Annotated in this window: 15 protein-coding genes, 1 tRNA gene and 1 pseudogene; 5 read left to right on the forward strand and 12 right to left on the reverse strand. The window is 63.1% G+C overall.

What is annotated here, in order from left to right:
- Position 1: 1 nt before the first annotated feature.
- From RM192_RS03215 to ftsE, 5 genes are read right to left on the reverse strand one after another with little or no spacing between them, the layout of a single operon-like run.
- Entirely contained in the window at positions 2-1,255 is a 1,254-nt protein-coding gene (locus RM192_RS03215) for a divalent metal cation transporter (protein ID WP_311506140.1), read from the reverse strand.
- Positions 1,252-1,947, reverse strand: coding sequence for a lysophospholipid acyltransferase family protein (locus RM192_RS03220; protein WP_311506141.1), 696 nt, complete (start codon positions 1,945-1,947; stop codon positions 1,252-1,254). The genes RM192_RS03215 and RM192_RS03220 overlap by 4 nt, the downstream gene beginning before the upstream one ends.
- Complete coding sequence (locus tag RM192_RS03225) at positions 1,947-2,495, reverse strand: YdcF family protein (protein WP_311506142.1); 549 nt, start codon at positions 2,493-2,495, stop codon at positions 1,947-1,949. Before RM192_RS03225 ends, RM192_RS03220 begins: the two co-directional genes overlap by 1 nt.
- A complete protein-coding gene (locus RM192_RS03230; protein ID WP_311506143.1) occupies positions 2,492-3,427 on the reverse strand; it encodes an FtsX-like permease family protein in 936 nt (311 codons plus the stop codon). Before RM192_RS03230 ends, RM192_RS03225 begins: the two co-directional genes overlap by 4 nt.
- The gene (ftsE, locus tag RM192_RS03235) at positions 3,424-4,173 is read right to left on the reverse strand and encodes a cell division ATP-binding protein FtsE (protein ID WP_311506144.1); all 750 of its coding nucleotides are present in this window, start codon (positions 4,171-4,173) and stop codon (positions 3,424-3,426) included. Before ftsE ends, RM192_RS03230 begins: the two co-directional genes overlap by 4 nt.
- Positions 4,174-4,323: 150 nt before the next feature.
- On the opposite strand from ftsE, the gene RM192_RS03240 reads away from it, so the two are divergent.
- Entirely contained in the window at positions 4,324-5,139 is an 816-nt protein-coding gene (locus tag RM192_RS03240; RefSeq protein WP_311506145.1) for a zinc-ribbon domain-containing protein, read from the forward strand.
- Between the two features lie 130 nt (positions 5,140-5,269).
- Positions 5,270-5,356: transfer RNA gene (locus tag RM192_RS03245), tRNA-Leu, on the forward strand.
- Positions 5,357-5,550: 194 nt separating this feature from the next.
- Here the strand turns inward: RM192_RS03245 and RM192_RS03250 are convergent.
- Genes RM192_RS03250 through RM192_RS03260 form a run of 3 tightly spaced genes read right to left on the reverse strand, consistent with a single transcriptional unit; the run spans position 5,551 to position 7,962 of the window.
- Positions 5,551-7,224, reverse strand: coding sequence for a recombinase family protein (locus RM192_RS03250; protein ID WP_311506146.1), 1,674 nt, complete (start codon positions 7,222-7,224; stop codon positions 5,551-5,553).
- Entirely contained in the window at positions 7,217-7,642 is a 426-nt protein-coding gene (locus tag RM192_RS03255) for a DUF2924 domain-containing protein (RefSeq protein ID WP_311506147.1), read from the reverse strand. The genes RM192_RS03250 and RM192_RS03255 overlap by 8 nt, the downstream gene beginning before the upstream one ends.
- Positions 7,639-7,962: a DUF3489 domain-containing protein gene (locus RM192_RS03260; protein ID WP_311506148.1), complete on the reverse strand. Its 324-nt coding sequence runs from the start codon at positions 7,960-7,962 to the stop codon at positions 7,639-7,641. Before RM192_RS03260 ends, RM192_RS03255 begins: the two co-directional genes overlap by 4 nt.
- Positions 7,963-8,329: 367 nt before the next feature.
- Here RM192_RS03260 and RM192_RS03265 point away from each other — a divergent pair.
- Positions 8,330-8,563, forward strand: a pseudogene (locus tag RM192_RS03265) (transposase); the annotation flags it as partial.
- Positions 8,564-8,666: 103 nt separating this feature from the next.
- Here RM192_RS03265 and tnpB read toward each other — a convergent pair.
- From tnpB to RM192_RS03285, 4 genes are all read right to left on the reverse strand, one after another.
- Positions 8,667-9,023, reverse strand: a complete 357-nt coding sequence (gene tnpB, locus RM192_RS03270; RefSeq protein WP_311506149.1) for an IS66 family insertion sequence element accessory protein TnpB — start codon at positions 9,021-9,023, stop codon at positions 8,667-8,669.
- Positions 9,020-9,448, reverse strand: coding sequence for an IS66-like element accessory protein TnpA (tnpA, locus tag RM192_RS03275; RefSeq protein WP_311506150.1), 429 nt, complete (start codon positions 9,446-9,448; stop codon positions 9,020-9,022). The genes tnpB and tnpA overlap by 4 nt, the downstream gene beginning before the upstream one ends.
- 176 nt (positions 9,449-9,624) lie before the next feature.
- A complete protein-coding gene (locus tag RM192_RS03280; RefSeq protein ID WP_311506151.1) occupies positions 9,625-9,822 on the reverse strand; it encodes a hypothetical protein in 198 nt (65 codons plus the stop codon).
- Positions 9,823-10,138: 316 nt separating this feature from the next.
- Positions 10,139-12,775, reverse strand: a complete 2,637-nt coding sequence (locus tag RM192_RS03285) for a LuxR C-terminal-related transcriptional regulator (RefSeq protein WP_311506152.1) — start codon at positions 12,773-12,775, stop codon at positions 10,139-10,141.
- A gap of 153 nt (positions 12,776-12,928) precedes the next feature.
- Here RM192_RS03285 and RM192_RS03290 point away from each other — a divergent pair, with 153 nt between their 5' ends.
- Positions 12,929-14,188, forward strand: a complete 1,260-nt coding sequence (locus RM192_RS03290; protein WP_311506153.1) for a thiolase family protein — start codon at positions 12,929-12,931, stop codon at positions 14,186-14,188.
- Between the two features lie 55 nt (positions 14,189-14,243).
- Positions 14,244-15,524, forward strand: a complete 1,281-nt coding sequence (locus RM192_RS03295; protein ID WP_311506154.1) for an acyl-CoA dehydrogenase — start codon at positions 14,244-14,246, stop codon at positions 15,522-15,524.
- Positions 15,525-15,534: the final 10 nt, after the last annotated feature.

The raw sequence follows: 15,534 nt of genomic DNA on the forward strand, positions 1-15,534 counted from the left end.
CTCAGCCGAACAGGAACAGCAGCGCAATCCCCCACATCACGGCGGTGGAAAGCCAGCCGCCGAAGGCGAGTTTGCGCGAGATCGTCAGGTGGCCCATGGCGCGCGGGTTGCGCGCGATCAACATGGTGACGACCATCAGCGGCGGGGCAAGCAACCCGTTGACCACGGCGGCCCAATAGAGCGCGCGCATCGGGTCGAGCCCGGTGAAATTGAGCGCGACGCCGCCGAGCGTGGCCAGCGCGATCACGCCATAGAACGCCTTGGCCTCGCGCGGCTTTCGGTCAAGGCCTTCGGGCCAGCGGAACGTCTCGGCCACGGCATAGGCCGCGGCGCCTGCCAGCACCGGCACGGCCAGCAGGCCCGTGCCGATGATGCCGATGGCGAAGAATGCGAAGGCGAGGTTGCCCGCGATCGGACGCAGCGCGTCGGCTGCCTGTGCGGCCGAGGTGATGTCGGTCACGCCATGCGCGTTGAGCGTGGCGGCGGTGGCGATGATGATGAACAGCGCGGTAAGGTGCGAAAAGCCCATGCCGACCAGCGTATCGGTGCGGATGCGCTTCAGTTCCGGCCCTGCGGAACGCGGCGATACGTGGAGCGGCTTGGTGTGGCGGCGGCGCTGTTCCTCGACTTCCTGCCCCGCCTGCCAGAAGAACAGATAGGGGCTTATCGTGGTGCCGAACACCGCGACGAGCGCCATCGTGTGTTCCTTGTCGAATGCGAACGACGGGATCGCCACCCCGCGCAAGGCCTGCCACCAGTCGACCCCGGCGACGAATACGACCGCGACGTAGGAGAACAGCGAAAGCGTCGTCCATTTCAGGATGCTGGCGTAGCGGTTGTAGCTGATGAATACCTCGGCGAGGATGCTCAGGACACCGAACGCAACGGTGAAGGCAAGCACGGGACCGGGCACAAGCAGACCGAGCGCTGCGCCCATTGCGCCAAGGTCGGCACCTAGATTGATCACGTTGGCGATAAGCAGCAGGCCGACCATAGTGCGCAGAAGCGCGGGTGGATAATGGCGGCGCAAGTTGTGAGCAATGCCGCGCCCGGTCGTCGCGCCGATCTGTGCGCAGATTGCCTGGATCGAGGCGAGCAGCGGGAAGCCGAACAGCATAGTCCAAGCCATGCCATAGCCGAACTGCGCGCCGATCTGGCTGTAGGTGCCGATGCCGGAGGGATCGTCGTCCGCTGCGCCCGTAACGAGGCCGGGGCCAAGCACGGACATGAGCGGACGGGGTTCGGTCTCGCTCATCGGTTGAGCGCGTTGATCGCGGCCTCGACGCGGGCCTCGATGTCCTCCCGGGGCAAACCGGCGGGGATCACTTCGCCGAAGCGGTAGCGCACGGTGCCGGTCTGTTTCCAGCGGCGGTGGTAGAGCGGGCCGCTATCGACCGCGACCGGGATGACCGGGAGGCCGAGCAGCTTGTAGATTCCGGCGAATCCCGACTGCAGCGCGCGGCGTTCCCCGTGAGGAATGCGGGTGCCTTCGGGGAAGATCACCAGCGGGCGGCCTTCGGCAATGCGCTGGCGGGCTTCGCTCAGCATGGCGCGCAGCGCGCGTGCGCCGCCATCCCGGTCAACTCCGATCAGCCCGAAGCGCGCGCCTGCAAAGCCCCAGCCGGGGATGCGCAGAAGTTCGGCCTTGGCGAAGACCACCGGGTTGATGAACAGCCACGGCATGTCGATGGCTTCGAAGAAAGCTTCATGTTTCACTGCATAAAGCACGCCGGAGCGGAACACCGGAGCTTCCAGTTCTACCCGTATGCCCAGAATGAAGTGGCAGCACAGCCGGTGCCAGTGGCTCCATTCGCGCACGACCCAGCGGAACGCACGCTGCGACACTTTCATCAAGCCGAGCGCCGCCAGCACATAGGGCACCGAGCCGGTGTAGAACACGGCGTAGAACACAAGGCTGCGGATGATGGACGCCAGGTTGCGGAGCATTACCAGCCAATAGCCCATGCGAGCAGCCGCGCCACCAGCTTGTTGTATTCGAGGAACAGGATGCGGAAGCTGGGGCGCGATGCCACCGCGTCCTCGATGATGACGGTGCCGGGCGGCGCTTCCTCGGCAAGGTCGAAGGCGGCGCGGCGCATGTGCCAGTCGGTCGTGACCAGACGCACTGAATTGAGCTTGTTCTGCCTGATCCAGCGGGTGGATTCGACGGCGTTGGTGCGGGTATCGACCGCGTCGTAGCCGAGCATGATGCAGCAGGCCATGAGCCTTGCGGGCACTTCATACTCCACCGCGAATTCGCGCGGGCGTACTTCGCGGTCGACGCCCGAGACGAGCAGGCGCTTGGCTGCGCCGCGCTCAAGCACGCGGATGGCATGGGGGATGCGCCCGCCGCCGCCGGTCAGCGCGATCACGCCTTCGGTCCGCACAGGTTCCGCCAGTGGGCGGGGTAGGAAAGTGGCAAACCAGATGAAGCCGAGCGCCCAGCCAAGCAGCAGTAGCGAAAGCAGCCGCCGGAAGATGCCGCGCTTCGTCACAGCATCCGCCTGAGCGCGTTCAGCACCGTGTACCTTGCGGTCAGCACGGCCAGCAGCACGCCTGCAATCGGGATGGCGCAGATCACCAGCCAGTCGCTCCAGTCGAGGCCCGACGAGGTCATCATGCCCGAACCCAGCGCCGCGAACTGCCGCCCCAGTAGCGCAGTGGCAACCACGCCAAGCAGAAGCCCGCCGATGCCGCCCGCCGCTGCATCGACCGCCATAGAGCGCTGGAAGATCCGCGCGATCTGGCTGTCGGTGCCGCCGAGCATGTGGACGATCTCGATGGTCGTGCGGTGATTGCCCAGCGCGTTGCGCGAGGCGAGCAGGACGGTGGCGATCGTGGCGAAGGCAAGCAGGGCGATAAGGCCGCCGGCCAGCCATTGCAGCGTCACGATTGCCTGGAACACGGGCGCGAGCCAGCTTGCCTGGGCATCGATCCTTGCGGCAGGGGCAGGGGCCTTGAGGCGGCTGCGCAGCGCGGTGAGGTGCGCGTCGTTCGCGCCCTCGGTCAGGCGCACGTCGATCAGCGCGGGGATGGGCAGGGCGTTGATGTCATCACCCGCCGAGGTGCCGAGCCAGGGTTCGACCAGCGCATCGAGTTCGTCCTGTGGCACCAGCCGGGCCGAAGCGACACCGGGGGTGGCCTTGATCACGGCGAGTGCCGCTTGCGCCTGCCGGTCGCGCTCACGCGGGGCACCGTGGACGATCTGCACCGTGACCCCGCCCGCCACATCTGCGCTGGCGACATTGGCGGTGTTGCGCAGGGCAAGGCCGCTGGCGGTGGCGATCACGGTCAGCCCGATCATGATCGCGATGACCCATGGCATCGGCCCTGACAGCTTGCCCTGAGGCAGCAGGCGGTTTTCCGCACTGGCGCGGTCACGCCATTGGCCTCGCAAGGCATCGACGACGGCGGGTAGCACACTCATGCCCCGAGAATGTCCACGCGCGGTGGCTGAGGCGCGCGGCGCGGCGGATAGCGCAACGCGCCGGTGGGATCGGACAGGCGCCCCTTGTCGAGCCGCATGATCAATGATTCGGGCATCTTCTGGATCAGGTGAATGTCGTGGGTGGCGACGACGACCGTGGTGCCAAGGCGGTTGAGCGCTTCGAACAGGCGCAGCAGCTTTACCGCCATGTCGGGATCGACGTTACCGGTCGGCTCGTCGGCCACCAGCATGTCCGGGCGGCCGATGACTGCGCGGGCAATGGCGACGCGCTGCTGCTCTCCGCCCGAAAGCGTGGCGGGACGGGCATGGCTGCGATCACCGAGGCCAACCCATTCGAGCATGTCGGTCACCGGGCGGATGATGTCTCGCTCGGGCACGCCTGCGACGCGCAAGGGCAGCGCGACATTGTCGAACGCCGAGAGGTGGGGCACGAGGCGGAAGTCCTGGAACACAACCCCGAGGCGGCGGCGGAAGCCGGGCAGGCGTTCACGCGGAAGGGTGATCGCATCGGTGCCGAACATCCGGATCAGCCCCCGCGATGGCCGCTGCGAAAGATAGAGCAGTTTGAGCAGGCTGGTTTTTCCCGCGCCCGATGCGCCGGTCAGAAAGTAGAATCGTCCGGAATAGAGCGTGAAGCTGACATCGGTCAGCACTTCCTTGCCCGTGCCATAGCGCAGGCCGACATTGTCGAACTGGACAATCTCCGCATCGTCGGACTGGTTCATGATCGGGAGACTGTATCCGGTTGTTGTGCGCACAATTGTTATGCTGAAACGGCTATACGCGGCAATCCATGTGGAAAAAAGGCCGCAGAAGCGTTTCTTGTGGTGTGAAGCTATTGTTTCGGCAGGCCTGCCCATGCTTAACCCACAGCCATGATCATTGCGTGCCCCGCCTGCTCGACGCGCTATGTCGTTCCCGACACCGCAATCGGCGTGGAGGGCAGGACCGTGCGCTGCGCCCGCTGCCGCCATTCCTGGTTCCAGAACGGGCCTGAGCTTGCCGAGCGGCCTGCCGTTGCCGAGCTGGCCATGGCCGATAGCGCGCCCATCAGTGCAGGGGAGTCGCCCTTGACACAGGCTGTCGCCGCGCCGGTCGCCGATGCGCCCTCGCCGGAAGCGCGCTTGCCCGAACCGTCATTCGGCAGTGCGGATGCCGAGCCACCTACTCCTCCGCCGCTGCCCCGGTCTACGCAGCGCGTGGCCGAAGCCGTTGCCGACGACACGCATTCGCCGTTCGATCACCAGCCGCCGTTCCGCCCGCGCCGTAATCCGGCAAAGCTGTGGACAATTGCCGCGGTTGCCTTCGCGCTGTCGGTTGCCGCACTGGGCGGTGCAGCATGGTACTTCGGGCTGCCGCAGTGGCTGCCCGGTGCAGGCCAGACCTTCGGCGCCGACCGGCCGGATCTCGAACTGTCGTTCCCGCCCGAAAAGCAGGATCGCCGCCAATTGCCCAATGGCACTGAATATTTCGGCGCCAGTGGCACGGTGAGCAATGTGGGCAAGGACGTGCGCGCCTTGCCCGCGATCCTGATCGTGCTGCGCGATTCGAAGGACAAGGTGGTCAAGACCTGGGAAGTGCCGCCGCCGCAGGACGAACTGGCCCCCGGTGAGAGCGTGACGATCAATGCTGCCGTGACCGATGTGCCCAAGACGGCGAAGGTTGCCGAAATCGGCTGGAAGCCCGACTGATCGGCCCGGAAGCGGATCGAAACGTAAAAAAGTTCCGATCCTTGTTGCGCGCTGCAAACCTGTTTGCTAGTGGCGCGCTCCTACCCCCCACGGGGAGCCTTTCTTCAGGTTTGGCACCCCGTCTGATTATGCGGTCGTGGCGGAATTGGTAGACGCGCAACGTTGAGGTCGTTGTGGGCGAAAGCCCGTGGAAGTTCGAGTCTTCTCGACCGCACCAGACAGTCCATAAATTCACCCCCTCAGGGGGCGCCTCGGGCACCGGACGCCAAGTCTGGCGCAAATCCGCGAGTTTCAGGGGCATGTCTTCAGCGGATTGCAGTCAGAGACGCTGCGCTTCACCGCAACAATGTCGCGCCAAATGCCCGCCGTCTCTTGCGCCGGAATCCTGACTGCAGTGGTATTGTGCGGGGTTCAGGCGAACCCGAGGAGCGCGCGCTGCTGGTCCCAGGCGTGGGGCAGGGCGATGGTCTGCAAGGTGCGTGCGGTCAACGTGGCGGGCTGGCGGCCCTCGACGATGGCCGTGACGATGTCGGGCGCGAGACAGGCAAGACCAGCGAGCTTGCCCAGCCGGGTGCGACAGCGGCCGTGCAGGGACGCTGTCGCAGCAATCGACTGACCGGGATGAGCGAGGATCAGCTTGCGGGCCTGATGGGCGTCGGCAAGCAGGGTGACCAGCTTTTCATCGCGGCCCGTGGGCGCGATCGTCAGGGACTGTGGTCCCGGAATCACCAACCGCAATTGGTGGCCGTGGCGAACCTTCGTGGCCGTGACCAGCACCACCATCGGCGAATGCTCCTGGGATAGCTCCAACCCCAGCGCTGCCCCAAGCCCAACCCGATCCATGGTGAGCTCGATGCAGTCCTCGCGCAGATCAATCCGCTGGATGATCACAGCGAGGATCAGCGCCCGCTCGCGTGCAGGTGCACTGCGCAATGTCGCAGCCATGATGTCGGCTCTGGCAAGTACGTGGCTCACGACATCGGTCGTCTGACCAGCGGCCATGTCGCACAGCGCCTGCCTGTCGGTCAGGAGCATCGGCAGCCGTTCGCAGACCAGCTTCTCCAGATCATGCGCCGAGACCCGCCATGCCGGAGATCCGTCGAGCTGGTCAGGTCTCGTCACATAGTAACGATAGCGGCGCCCATCCTTGGTTGCATGGCTGGGCGTCATGGCCCGCCCTTTGCCATCCCACACCATGCCGACGAGCAAACTGGGCTGCTGGCTGCGCAAGCGGCGCGAAGTGCCCGAGGAATTGCCCCTGAGCTTCTCCTGTACGCGGTCCCATAGCTCCTGCGGCACGATGGCCGGATGCTCTCCTGCAAAGTGCTCACCCTTGTGGACCACCTGCCCACGATAGATCCGGTTCGAGAGCAGGTGATAGAGCGTGCCCCGCCGGAACTCGCAGCCACCGCGATGCGGGCCGCTGGCCCGCTGCTGGACCTTGGTGCGGTGTCCCTGCCGGTTCAGTTCTTCAGCCAGCTCGACCACGGACCTGAGATCAAGGTAGCGAGTGTAGATATGCCGGACGAGTTCGGCCTCCTGCTCTGCGACAACCAGCTTCCGGTTATCGACCAGATATCCCAGCGGTACCGGCCCGCCCATCCACATTCCCTTGCGCTTGGAGGCGGCAATCTTGTCGCGGATGCGCTCGCCAGTGACCTCGCGCTCGAACTGGGCGAAGCTCAGCAGCATGTTGAGGGTCAGGCGTCCCATGCTGGTGGTTGTATTGAACGACTGGGTGATCGAGACGAAGCTGGCGCCTGCCTTGTCGAGAACCTCGACGATCTTGGCGAAGTCGGCGAGGCTGCGGGTCAACCGGTCGATCTTGTAGACCAGGATGATATCGACCTGACCGGCGGCAACGGCAGCCAGCAGGCGCTGCATGGCGGGGCGCTGCATATTGCCGCCCGAGTAGCCGCCATCATCGAAGCGATCGGGCACAAGCGTCCATCCCTCATGGCGCTGGCTCAGGGCATAGGCTGCACAAGCTTCGTACTGGGCATCGAGACTGTTGAACTCCTGCTCCAGCCCGTCCTCGGTCGACTTGCGGGTATAGACCGCACAGCGCAGCAGCTTCTCAGCCACGCCGCTTCAGCCCGAAAAAGCGCGGGCCCGACCAGTGGGCACCGGTTACCTCGCGCGCGATCTCGCTCAGCGAACGATAGGTTCGCTCATTCCAGAGGAATCCCGTGTCGGTAACCTCGACGGCGATGGTGCGGCCGTTCCATTCCCGGATCAAACGGGTGCCTGTGCTCAGGGTGATCGCCTTTGCCACCGGGGCCACGGCAATCCCCCGGGATGCAGCGACCCGTTCCAGCTCTCGCACGACCAGCAGCGGAAATCCGCCATGGCGCTTTTCCTGCAGGCGCTGCGCGAGCAGCCGCCTCAGCAGCGGGATCGGAACGGATGGTGCCGTTCCAATCCCGGCAGCACTCCACCGATCTTGCATCTGCGCCGTCGACATAGCCGCCAGCGCGGTCAGGTCTTTCTCCAGCCGGCTCATTGCTTCGCAACCGCTGCAATCGAGTAGCGGCTCTCACCATCAAGTACCGCGCGCTCGACCGCGTGGCGCTGCTTGCGCAAGCCCGTCAGTGCGGTGCGAACCGTGTGGACCTGCCAGCCGGTCGCATCGGCGATTGCCGCCAGCGAAGCTGCGTCCTGGCGGCGCAGCATTCCGAGAACGAGACTTTGTTTGGTCTGGCGCTGCTCGAGCGGTGGATCGACAACCTGATCGGTCCCGGTATGCGTATCTACGTCACGAAGGTCACCTGCTGCGTCATACGGCGGGCGAGCCATGCGGCGGGGCTTTGTGGTCGTGCTCATCGGGGTGCTCCTTGCGGATTGGAGCGGCACCGTGCCGCTTCCACCACCCTCAGCCCCGCCGGTCAACCCGGTCGGGGCAGGCGGCTCATCACGCCGGCAGCCTTTGCTGACATCACCAATGCTCCAAAACCCAACGAAGTCGAACGGAATGTAGAGGTGAATGACTAGATATGCGGACAGATCGGTCCGGAGGTTGTGAAATGTGAAGGGCTGCAAGCTGCCGTTTCAGCAGCACGGCGTTGGTGGCGGCAGCCGACCAGTTTAAGACGTTCGCATAGGGCACGCAAGCGTCCAGCGTAAGCGTTGTTTGAATAGCCCCTAGATTTCCGGACGTCTTCGATCCTAATTTTGAGGACAGGAGGCGATTATGGGGAAGCCCAATTCTAGCGATGAGTTCAAGCGTGATGCAGTGGCCCAGATCACCGAGCGGGGCTATCCGGTAGCGGAGGTCTCACAGCGGCTCGGCGTCAGCCCGCACTCGCTGTACGCTTGGAAGCGGCAATTCGCGAAGGTGGTGTCGGTCGATACTGGCAAGGACGCCGAGATCCGCCAGTTGAAGCGCGAGTTGGCCCGGGTGACCGAGGAGCGCGACATCCTAAAAAACTGTCCCGGGCTTGGCCCGCCTGTGCGCGGTAGAAACGGGTCGTGCTATGGCAGCGGCAGGAGGGTCGCGGCCTATAGCTTATTGGTGGCATGATACCCCGTTAAAAAACGTGGCCCGTGGGCATTTGCGTACTTGAGAGTGGTGACGTCGCTATGCGGCGATCCCGGTTAGGAAGATGACTGTTTGCATCGCCCAGCCGCATCACGCCGTCCTGAATACTGGGCCACTTGAAGCCGCCCTGCTCAAGTTTCTTGGCCATCAGGCACAGGCCGGTGCCGTCCCACCAGACGAGCTTGATCCGGTCTGCGCGCTTGGCCCGAAACACGTAGATCACGCCGGAAAAGGGATCGCCGCCGTACTCGGCACCAACCAGCGCGGCCAAAGCGTCGGGTCCTTTGCGGAAATCTACCGGGCGCGTCGCGACCATCACGCGCGCGCCGGCGCCAAGTCCGATCATCGTGTTGCCTTGAGCGCTTCGATGACGGCCGCAATCACACTGGCATCGGCGCCGCCCGCGATCTTCACCGCGACACCATCAATCTCCAGCTCGACAGCAGCCGCTGTGTTGCGCCGCCTGCGACGGGCGCGACGCGCAGGTGATGGTTCCGGTCGCGTGGCCGGCTCGACCACTGCTGGCACGAACATCGTGCTGACCGGCTCTGCCAAGGGAGGCGCCAATCCAAGGTCGTCCAGTTGTTTGCTCAAATCCTTCCGCCAGGCATAGACCTGCGAAGGATCGAGCCCGTGTCGCCGCGCGACAGCGCCGACACGCTCGCCGCCAGCATAGCATTCAGCGACAATCGAGGCCTTGACCTCCGGCGGCCAATCCCGGCGCTTGCCTTTGCCCGTGAATATCTCGAACCGCTGCGCCCCCTTGCTCACAGGATCATCACACGGGATTATCATAGGAGTAGCGCCCTCGGCCCAAATCAGACCGCGCAAACTCCACGCTGGGCATCACCCACGCAAGGTGGGGGCCGGACAGCGCTTACCGTCCAGCGCTGTCAGTAGCGGTCATTCGAGTTAAGCGAGGGTGTTGGGCGGGAGCCTCCTTGAAGCTAGACGTTCCAGGACCTTGTTTTGTTTATCGATTTATGTCGTTGGTTCATCACCGTCAGGCCCACCGATTCCGTCCGGGCTTGAAGCGCTTTTTCTTTGATTTCGGTGCGCTCGGATAGTGTGATTGCGCCAGCAACGGCAACTGCAAGGTAGCGCACTGAGTTGTCGACGTTCGTGCGCCTCAGCAGATTCGCCATAGTCCTCCAAGTGCCGGTCGACTTTGAAATGAACGCCGCGTTGTTTCATCGAATGCTGAAAGGAAAAAATGACTTGGCTGGATCGCGGTAATAAGCTTGGTCCTGCGCCATTGATCGATCTGGCGAAGTTGAATTCAGTCAAGGATCGCTGCGCTAATTTCACTATCTGTATAATCTCAAGCGTTATTTCTGTCGTTTTCTTTTTACTCTGACCGACCTGACCCCTAATCACGAGACTTCCGGTAATAAATGGTGATGAATCTGCAACTCCTTAACTTTGAATTTGGAATTCGTCTCTTGTGTAATTAAGTCATATTTACGCCGCTATCAGCCCAAGCATGCGGGCGCGTGCGACTGTGTGCTTGCGATTGGCTCCATCAAGTTTCAGGAACAGATTCTTCAGGTGCCATTTGACGGTCTGTTCGGAAAGGTCGAGGGCGATGGCTATTTCCTTGTTGCTGAGGTTCTGGGCCAGCAAGCCGAGAATCTCGCGTTCCTTGATCGTGAGAATTGCAGCTCCGGAGACACTTTCCATTGTGGGTTCGACGACAGGACCTGGCTGACCGATGAGGCCTGTCCGGCCCACTCCTCCGTATTGCGTACTTAGCCGAAACTGGCCATTGATCTCGGCAAGGCTTAATGCCTCCGTGCGGATTTCAGCAGCGGCAGCGGCGTATCCGCTGCGTTCAAGCACCAGACTTCGCAACAACCGGGCTTCGACCGCTTCCCAGCCCAGATTGAGCGCCGATGCTAGCACGGTGGCCCGTTCCACATCATGGAGCGCATCCACCATGTGATCGGACCCTTGATGGGCGAGCGCTGCATGCACTTTGGCGAGTTCCAGCTGGAGTTCCAGCCAGGACAGAAACGCCTTGGGGAACTGGGATTGCTGCGAAACGAATGTCGCTTCCAGCTGACGCACCAAGGCACCGGCCGTTTCCCCGCGACCGGCCTTGGCGTGCTGGCGGACCATTTCGCACTGCGCGGCAAAGTGAAGCCGGGGCATGCTCCGGGTCACACCGAGCGCGCGCAGTTCCTCGAGCAGGCTGAAGGCCTTGTCATGTCGGCTTTCGCTTGCAGCCATGCGCGCAAGCGTGAGGTAGGCGTTGAGCAGGGCATCGGGAAGGCCCTGCCGTTCGAGGACATCCAGGCGCAGCGCGAGCAGGGATGCAGGTTCGTCGTGGCTGCCACCATCCCATCGCGCCCGCGCCAGCAAAGCGGCAAGCATGCATGTCACCAGATTGCGGCGCCCCATTTGCGCTTCGGCTTTTGTCAGTGCCGGGCGCAGGACCTGCTCGGCCAAAGCGCATCGCCCCTCCCACAGGTGGCTTAACGCAATACCGTATGACCCGAAGCCAAGGGTCATCGGTGTATAAACATCGGACTGGTCGAAGCCTTCAAAACGCATCCAGTCAAGCCGCGACTGATCGGGCTTGCCCGCATGGAGCGAGGCCAGTCCTCGGCTTACCCAGTATATCGGAACGTCCTGCGGGCGTGCACCGGATGGCGGCTCGGTCCAATGCCTAAGCTCGTCGTTCAGTTCGTCGCCAGAATCGGCAAATCCGGCGATGGTCGACCGGATGAGCGACGCTTCGAACTTGTCTTCGATCTGCAGCGTCGGCTGCGCTTCGATCCGGTCGAGAAGCGGGCGGGCTTCGGCATGGCGTTCGCTCATAGCCAGTGCCCACGCTGCTGGCATCCAGAAGCCGGGATGACGCAGGAAATCTTCGACCGGAAGGCGTTGGTGCCATTCCAGAACGGCACCGATCCGGCCCGCGATCAACATCTGCTGAACCACGCCTTCGGCCAGATCATAGGCGCGCTCTGCCATGCCAGCGGCCAAGGCTTGTTCGGCGGCGGCCTCGAACAGACCTGCGTTGGACAGCCATTCGCTGGCCCGCGCGGACATGGCCCTGCGTTCGGTTTCGGCGATCCGGCGATAGCGATCGTCCAGCACTTCACGCGCCATCGGATGCAGACGCATCCATTCGCCTTCTTCGGCCTGCGACAACAGAGGGGTCTGCTCCTGCAGCTTGCGCAAGTCGTCGCGGATATCTGCGCCGTCACATATGGCGACGCACAATTCAGGGTGGACCATGTCGAGCTGCGATATCCTGATCAGCAACTGCTTTGCCGCATCGGGCTGCCGGTCAATCAGCCGATCAATGAAGAAACGGCGGATGTCGGCGGTTGCTGCGCTCAAAAATCCCGAAAGGTCATCGTTGCGCCGCAACGAAGCGATCGCGAGTTGCACGCCCAGCGGCCACCCCTCGATGAGTTCGTGCAACCGCAGAGCTACTTCGACGTCATGGGCCTTTCCCAACGCCGAAGCGAGCATCGAGATCGTTTCACCTGGCTTGAATCGCAGGTCGTCAGCAGCAATGCGGGTATAGGGCGCATTGACAAGATTTCCGTCAAACCCGATCCGCTCGGTCGGCCTTGCCCCGATTGCGATGCGCAAGTTTGCGGGCGCGTTGCCTGCGAGATAGGAAAGGGCCTCGGTGCGGGTGGCTTCGGGTGCACGGTCTGCCTCATCGATCACCAGCAAAATATCGCGCGAGATCCGCGCGGCTTCGGCGAGCCATGCCGTCATCGCTTCGAGCGGGTCGGAAAAGCGCTCGAGCGTTGCGATGAAAGGGGTGTCGAACCCGAAACGCCCCGATGCCTGATTTGCGGATTGGGCAAGCCCGTTGACCAGCCTGAGCGGTTCGTCACGCCCATCAAGCGTAAGCCAGAATACGAGGCTGCCAGTGGCCAAGGCCTCCTTGCGCCATTGCGCAAGCTGCGACGTCTTCCCGAAGCCGGTCGGCGCCACCACCGTAATAAATTGGCCCGCAGAACCGCTTAAACGCGAAAGGCCCAGCCGATCGCGCTCAAGAAGATCGCGCGCCACCCTTGGCGGAATGGTTTTCAGCAGCAACGCGGGGTCGCGAAAGCGTAGCGAGTCCGTCATTGGCGATCCGAGCATCTGGGCATGTGGTTGCTTGCCTCTCCGAATCGTCCGGTCGTTGCATCAGTGTCTAGTTCGCAGGGTAGGCCCTGCACCCCACCCTTCAAGAGTGGTTAGTTTGCCCCCCCTCCGGGCCTAAGCCACCATCAATAATAAATGGTGAGAGGGTCTGGGGTGCAACCAAGTTTGTACATTGTCGGCGTAGGTATGACGCAGTTCGGGCGTCATCTGGATCGCGCGATTGAATCGCTCGCCAATGAAGCGCTTGATGCTGCGCTGACCGATGCCGGAGCAACCCGCTCCACGATCGAAACGGTCTTTTATTCGGGTGCCACCCAAGGAGCGCTGCAGGGCCAGTATGCCATTCCCGGCCAGGTTGTCCTGTCCAAGATCGGCCTGACCGGGCTACCTGCGTACAATATCGAGAACGCCTGTGCCTCGGGCACATCAGGCTTCCAGCTGGCCTGTCAGTCGCTGCGGGCGGGAGCTTGCGATATCGCGCTGGCGCTGGGCGCCGAGAAAATGAACATCGCGGACAAAGCCCGGTCGATCGCCCTGTTCGAAGGCGGCTGGGATGTGTCGCGCGCCGATGAAAATGCGCGGATGCTGCTCGCGCTGGGTGAAGGCGTCGAGGTTCCCGAAGGCAGCGAATCAGACCGTCCTTACAGCCGTTTCATGTCGGTGTACGCGGCGATGTGCCGCTACTGGATGAAGTCATTCGGCACGACGCAGCGGCAGATCGCAGCCGTTTCGGCCAAGAACCATTCGCACTCGGTGCACAATCCGCTTTCGCAGTATCGCAAGGCGTTCACGATTGACGAGGTACTGGCCGCACCGCCGATCACTTACCCGCTGACGATGCCGATGTGTTCACCGATTTCGGACGGCGCTGCAGCTGTGATCGTCTGCACCGAGGCTGGACTGAAACGGCTTGGCGTCCGCCGTGAACGCGCCATCACGATTGCCGCAACCGCCATCTCCACTTCGACATCGCGCAGGGCCGACGAGTTCGAACAGGCGGTCTGCCGCCGAACCGCGATGATGGCCTACGAACAGGCGGGCCTCGGTCCCGAAGACGTATCGGTGGTCGAAGTCCACGACGCGACCGCCATGGGCGAAATCATGGCGGTCGAGTATCTGCGGCTGACCCCGATGGGCGAAGCGGGCGCTGCTGCCGAACGCGGCGAACTCAGCATCGGTGGTCGTGTTCCGGTCAATCCCTCGGGCGGATTGGAATCGAAAGGCCACCCTATTGGTGCAACCGGCCTCGGCCAGCTCCACGAACTGGTCACGCAACTGCGCGGCGAAGCGGGTCCACGCCAGGTGGAGAATGCACGGGTGGCGCTCCATGAGAATGGCGGCGGTTCGATGGGGTTCGAGGAAGCCGTGGTGACGGTCAACATCCTGACCAAGTGAGATCTGCGTGAAGCAGACCCTGACAGAAGATGCCAGTGGAAGAGGTTTGAATTCAATGGAAATTCCCAAGCACGTTCCATTGCCGACAACAGAGTTGGCGGGATTCGACGCCGACCTGAGCGAAGAAGAGCTGGCGGCGCAGGACGCCGCGCACCGCTTCGCGCGCGATGTCATGCGTCCTATGGGGCGCGCATTGGACCGCCTCCCGGCTGAACAGGCCTATCTGCCGGGCTCGCCGTTCTGGGATTTCCAGGCCGAGATCGTGAAGATGGGCTTTGGCCCTGACGGCCTGATCGGGATGCAGCCTGCCCAGGCTGCCCGGTTTGAGGGGCTCATCGTGCAGGAACTCGCCTGGGGCGATGCCGGTCTCGCTACATCGGCAGGCGCTGGCGGCATGCCACTGCTCATGGCCAAGATGAGTGGCGACAAGGAACTGATCGACTTGTGCGAAGGCAAGCTCGGCTGCTGGTGCGCCACGCAACCTGATCGTGGCTCGGACGGTCTGACGCTTTATGCAGACGAGCGATTTCCCGGATCGACAGGCAACAAGGGCAACCTGCAGGCCAGGTTTGTCGGCGACGAGATCATCCTGAACGGGCAAAGTTCGGCTTGGGTTTCCAACGGCGCAGTCGCGCAAGTGGCGCTAGTCGACATCGTAGCCGATTACGGCGACGGCTTTTGGGATGCGGATGGCAACACGTTCGGATGCAATGTGATTATCCCGCTCGACATCAACGGTGTGTCGAAAGGCAAGCCGCTGGAGAAACTGGGCAAGCGCCCGCTTCCACAAGGCGAAATCTATTTCGACAATGTTCGCGTGCCGCGCCGTTTCGCCATCGCCACGCGCGACGACTATGAATTCAAGCACGCGCAGACTTGGGCCCATGCTGGCACCAACTTGAACCATCTGGCCGCAGGCCTTGCGCGCGCAGGTTTCGAGCTGGCGCTGGCTTACACCAACGAGCGCAAGCAGGGCGGCGCGCTGCTCTCAGACTTGCAGCTGACCCAGTTTCGACTTGGCGGCATCGGAATGAAGGTCGAGGCGATCAAGGCCATGGCCCGGCACGTTGCGATGTACACCAAGTGCGCAGCCCTGCCGCATCCCTACTTCACTGCGGCAGGCAAATCGTTCTGCAACACCGAAATGCTCAGCGTCATGCGCGAGTGCATGACCCTGTTCGGCGGCAATGGCCTGACCCGCGAATACCCGATCGAAAAGCTGCTGCGCGATGCGCAGGCCCAGCAGATCGAGGATGGCGAAAACAACCTTCTGCAGATGCACTACGGCTTTCTGTTGAGCCGCCTGCACCGCGAAACCACCTTCGGTCACGCCTGAGCCGTCCCCC

It is taken from the genome of Novosphingobium sp. MMS21-SN21R, from assembly GCF_031846015.1.
Taxonomy (GTDB): Bacteria; Pseudomonadota; Alphaproteobacteria; order Sphingomonadales; family Sphingomonadaceae; genus Novosphingobium.

Bases quoted from the DNA above. Each gene is read 5' to 3' on its own strand.
- tnpB (WP_311506149.1), bottom strand. From the start codon at position 9,023: ATGATCGGACTTGGCGCCGGCGCGCGCGTGATGGTCGCGACGCGCCCG.
- ftsE (WP_311506144.1), bottom strand. From the start codon at position 4,173: ATGAACCAGTCCGACGATGCGGAGATTGTCCAGTTCGACAATGTCGGC.
- RM192_RS03220 (WP_311506141.1), bottom strand. From the start codon at position 1,947: ATGCTCCGCAACCTGGCGTCCATCATCCGCAGCCTTGTGTTCTACGCC.
- RM192_RS03280 (WP_311506151.1), bottom strand. From the start codon at position 9,822: ATGGCGAATCTGCTGAGGCGCACGAACGTCGACAACTCAGTGCGCTAC.
- RM192_RS03230 (WP_311506143.1), bottom strand. From the start codon at position 3,427: ATGAGTGTGCTACCCGCCGTCGTCGATGCCTTGCGAGGCCAATGGCGT.
- RM192_RS03215 (WP_311506140.1), bottom strand. From the start codon at position 1,255: ATGAGCGAGACCGAACCCCGTCCGCTCATGTCCGTGCTTGGCCCCGGC.
- RM192_RS03240 (WP_311506145.1), top strand. From the start codon at position 4,324: ATGATCATTGCGTGCCCCGCCTGCTCGACGCGCTATGTCGTTCCCGAC.
- RM192_RS03255 (WP_311506147.1), bottom strand. From the start codon at position 7,642: ATGAGCCGGCTGGAGAAAGACCTGACCGCGCTGGCGGCTATGTCGACG.
- RM192_RS03290 (WP_311506153.1), top strand. From the start codon at position 12,929: ATGGTGAGAGGGTCTGGGGTGCAACCAAGTTTGTACATTGTCGGCGTA.
- RM192_RS03295 (WP_311506154.1), top strand. From the start codon at position 14,244: ATGGAAATTCCCAAGCACGTTCCATTGCCGACAACAGAGTTGGCGGGA.
- RM192_RS03285 (WP_311506152.1), bottom strand. From the start codon at position 12,775: ATGACGGACTCGCTACGCTTTCGCGACCCCGCGTTGCTGCTGAAAACC.
- RM192_RS03260 (WP_311506148.1), bottom strand. From the start codon at position 7,962: ATGAGCACGACCACAAAGCCCCGCCGCATGGCTCGCCCGCCGTATGAC.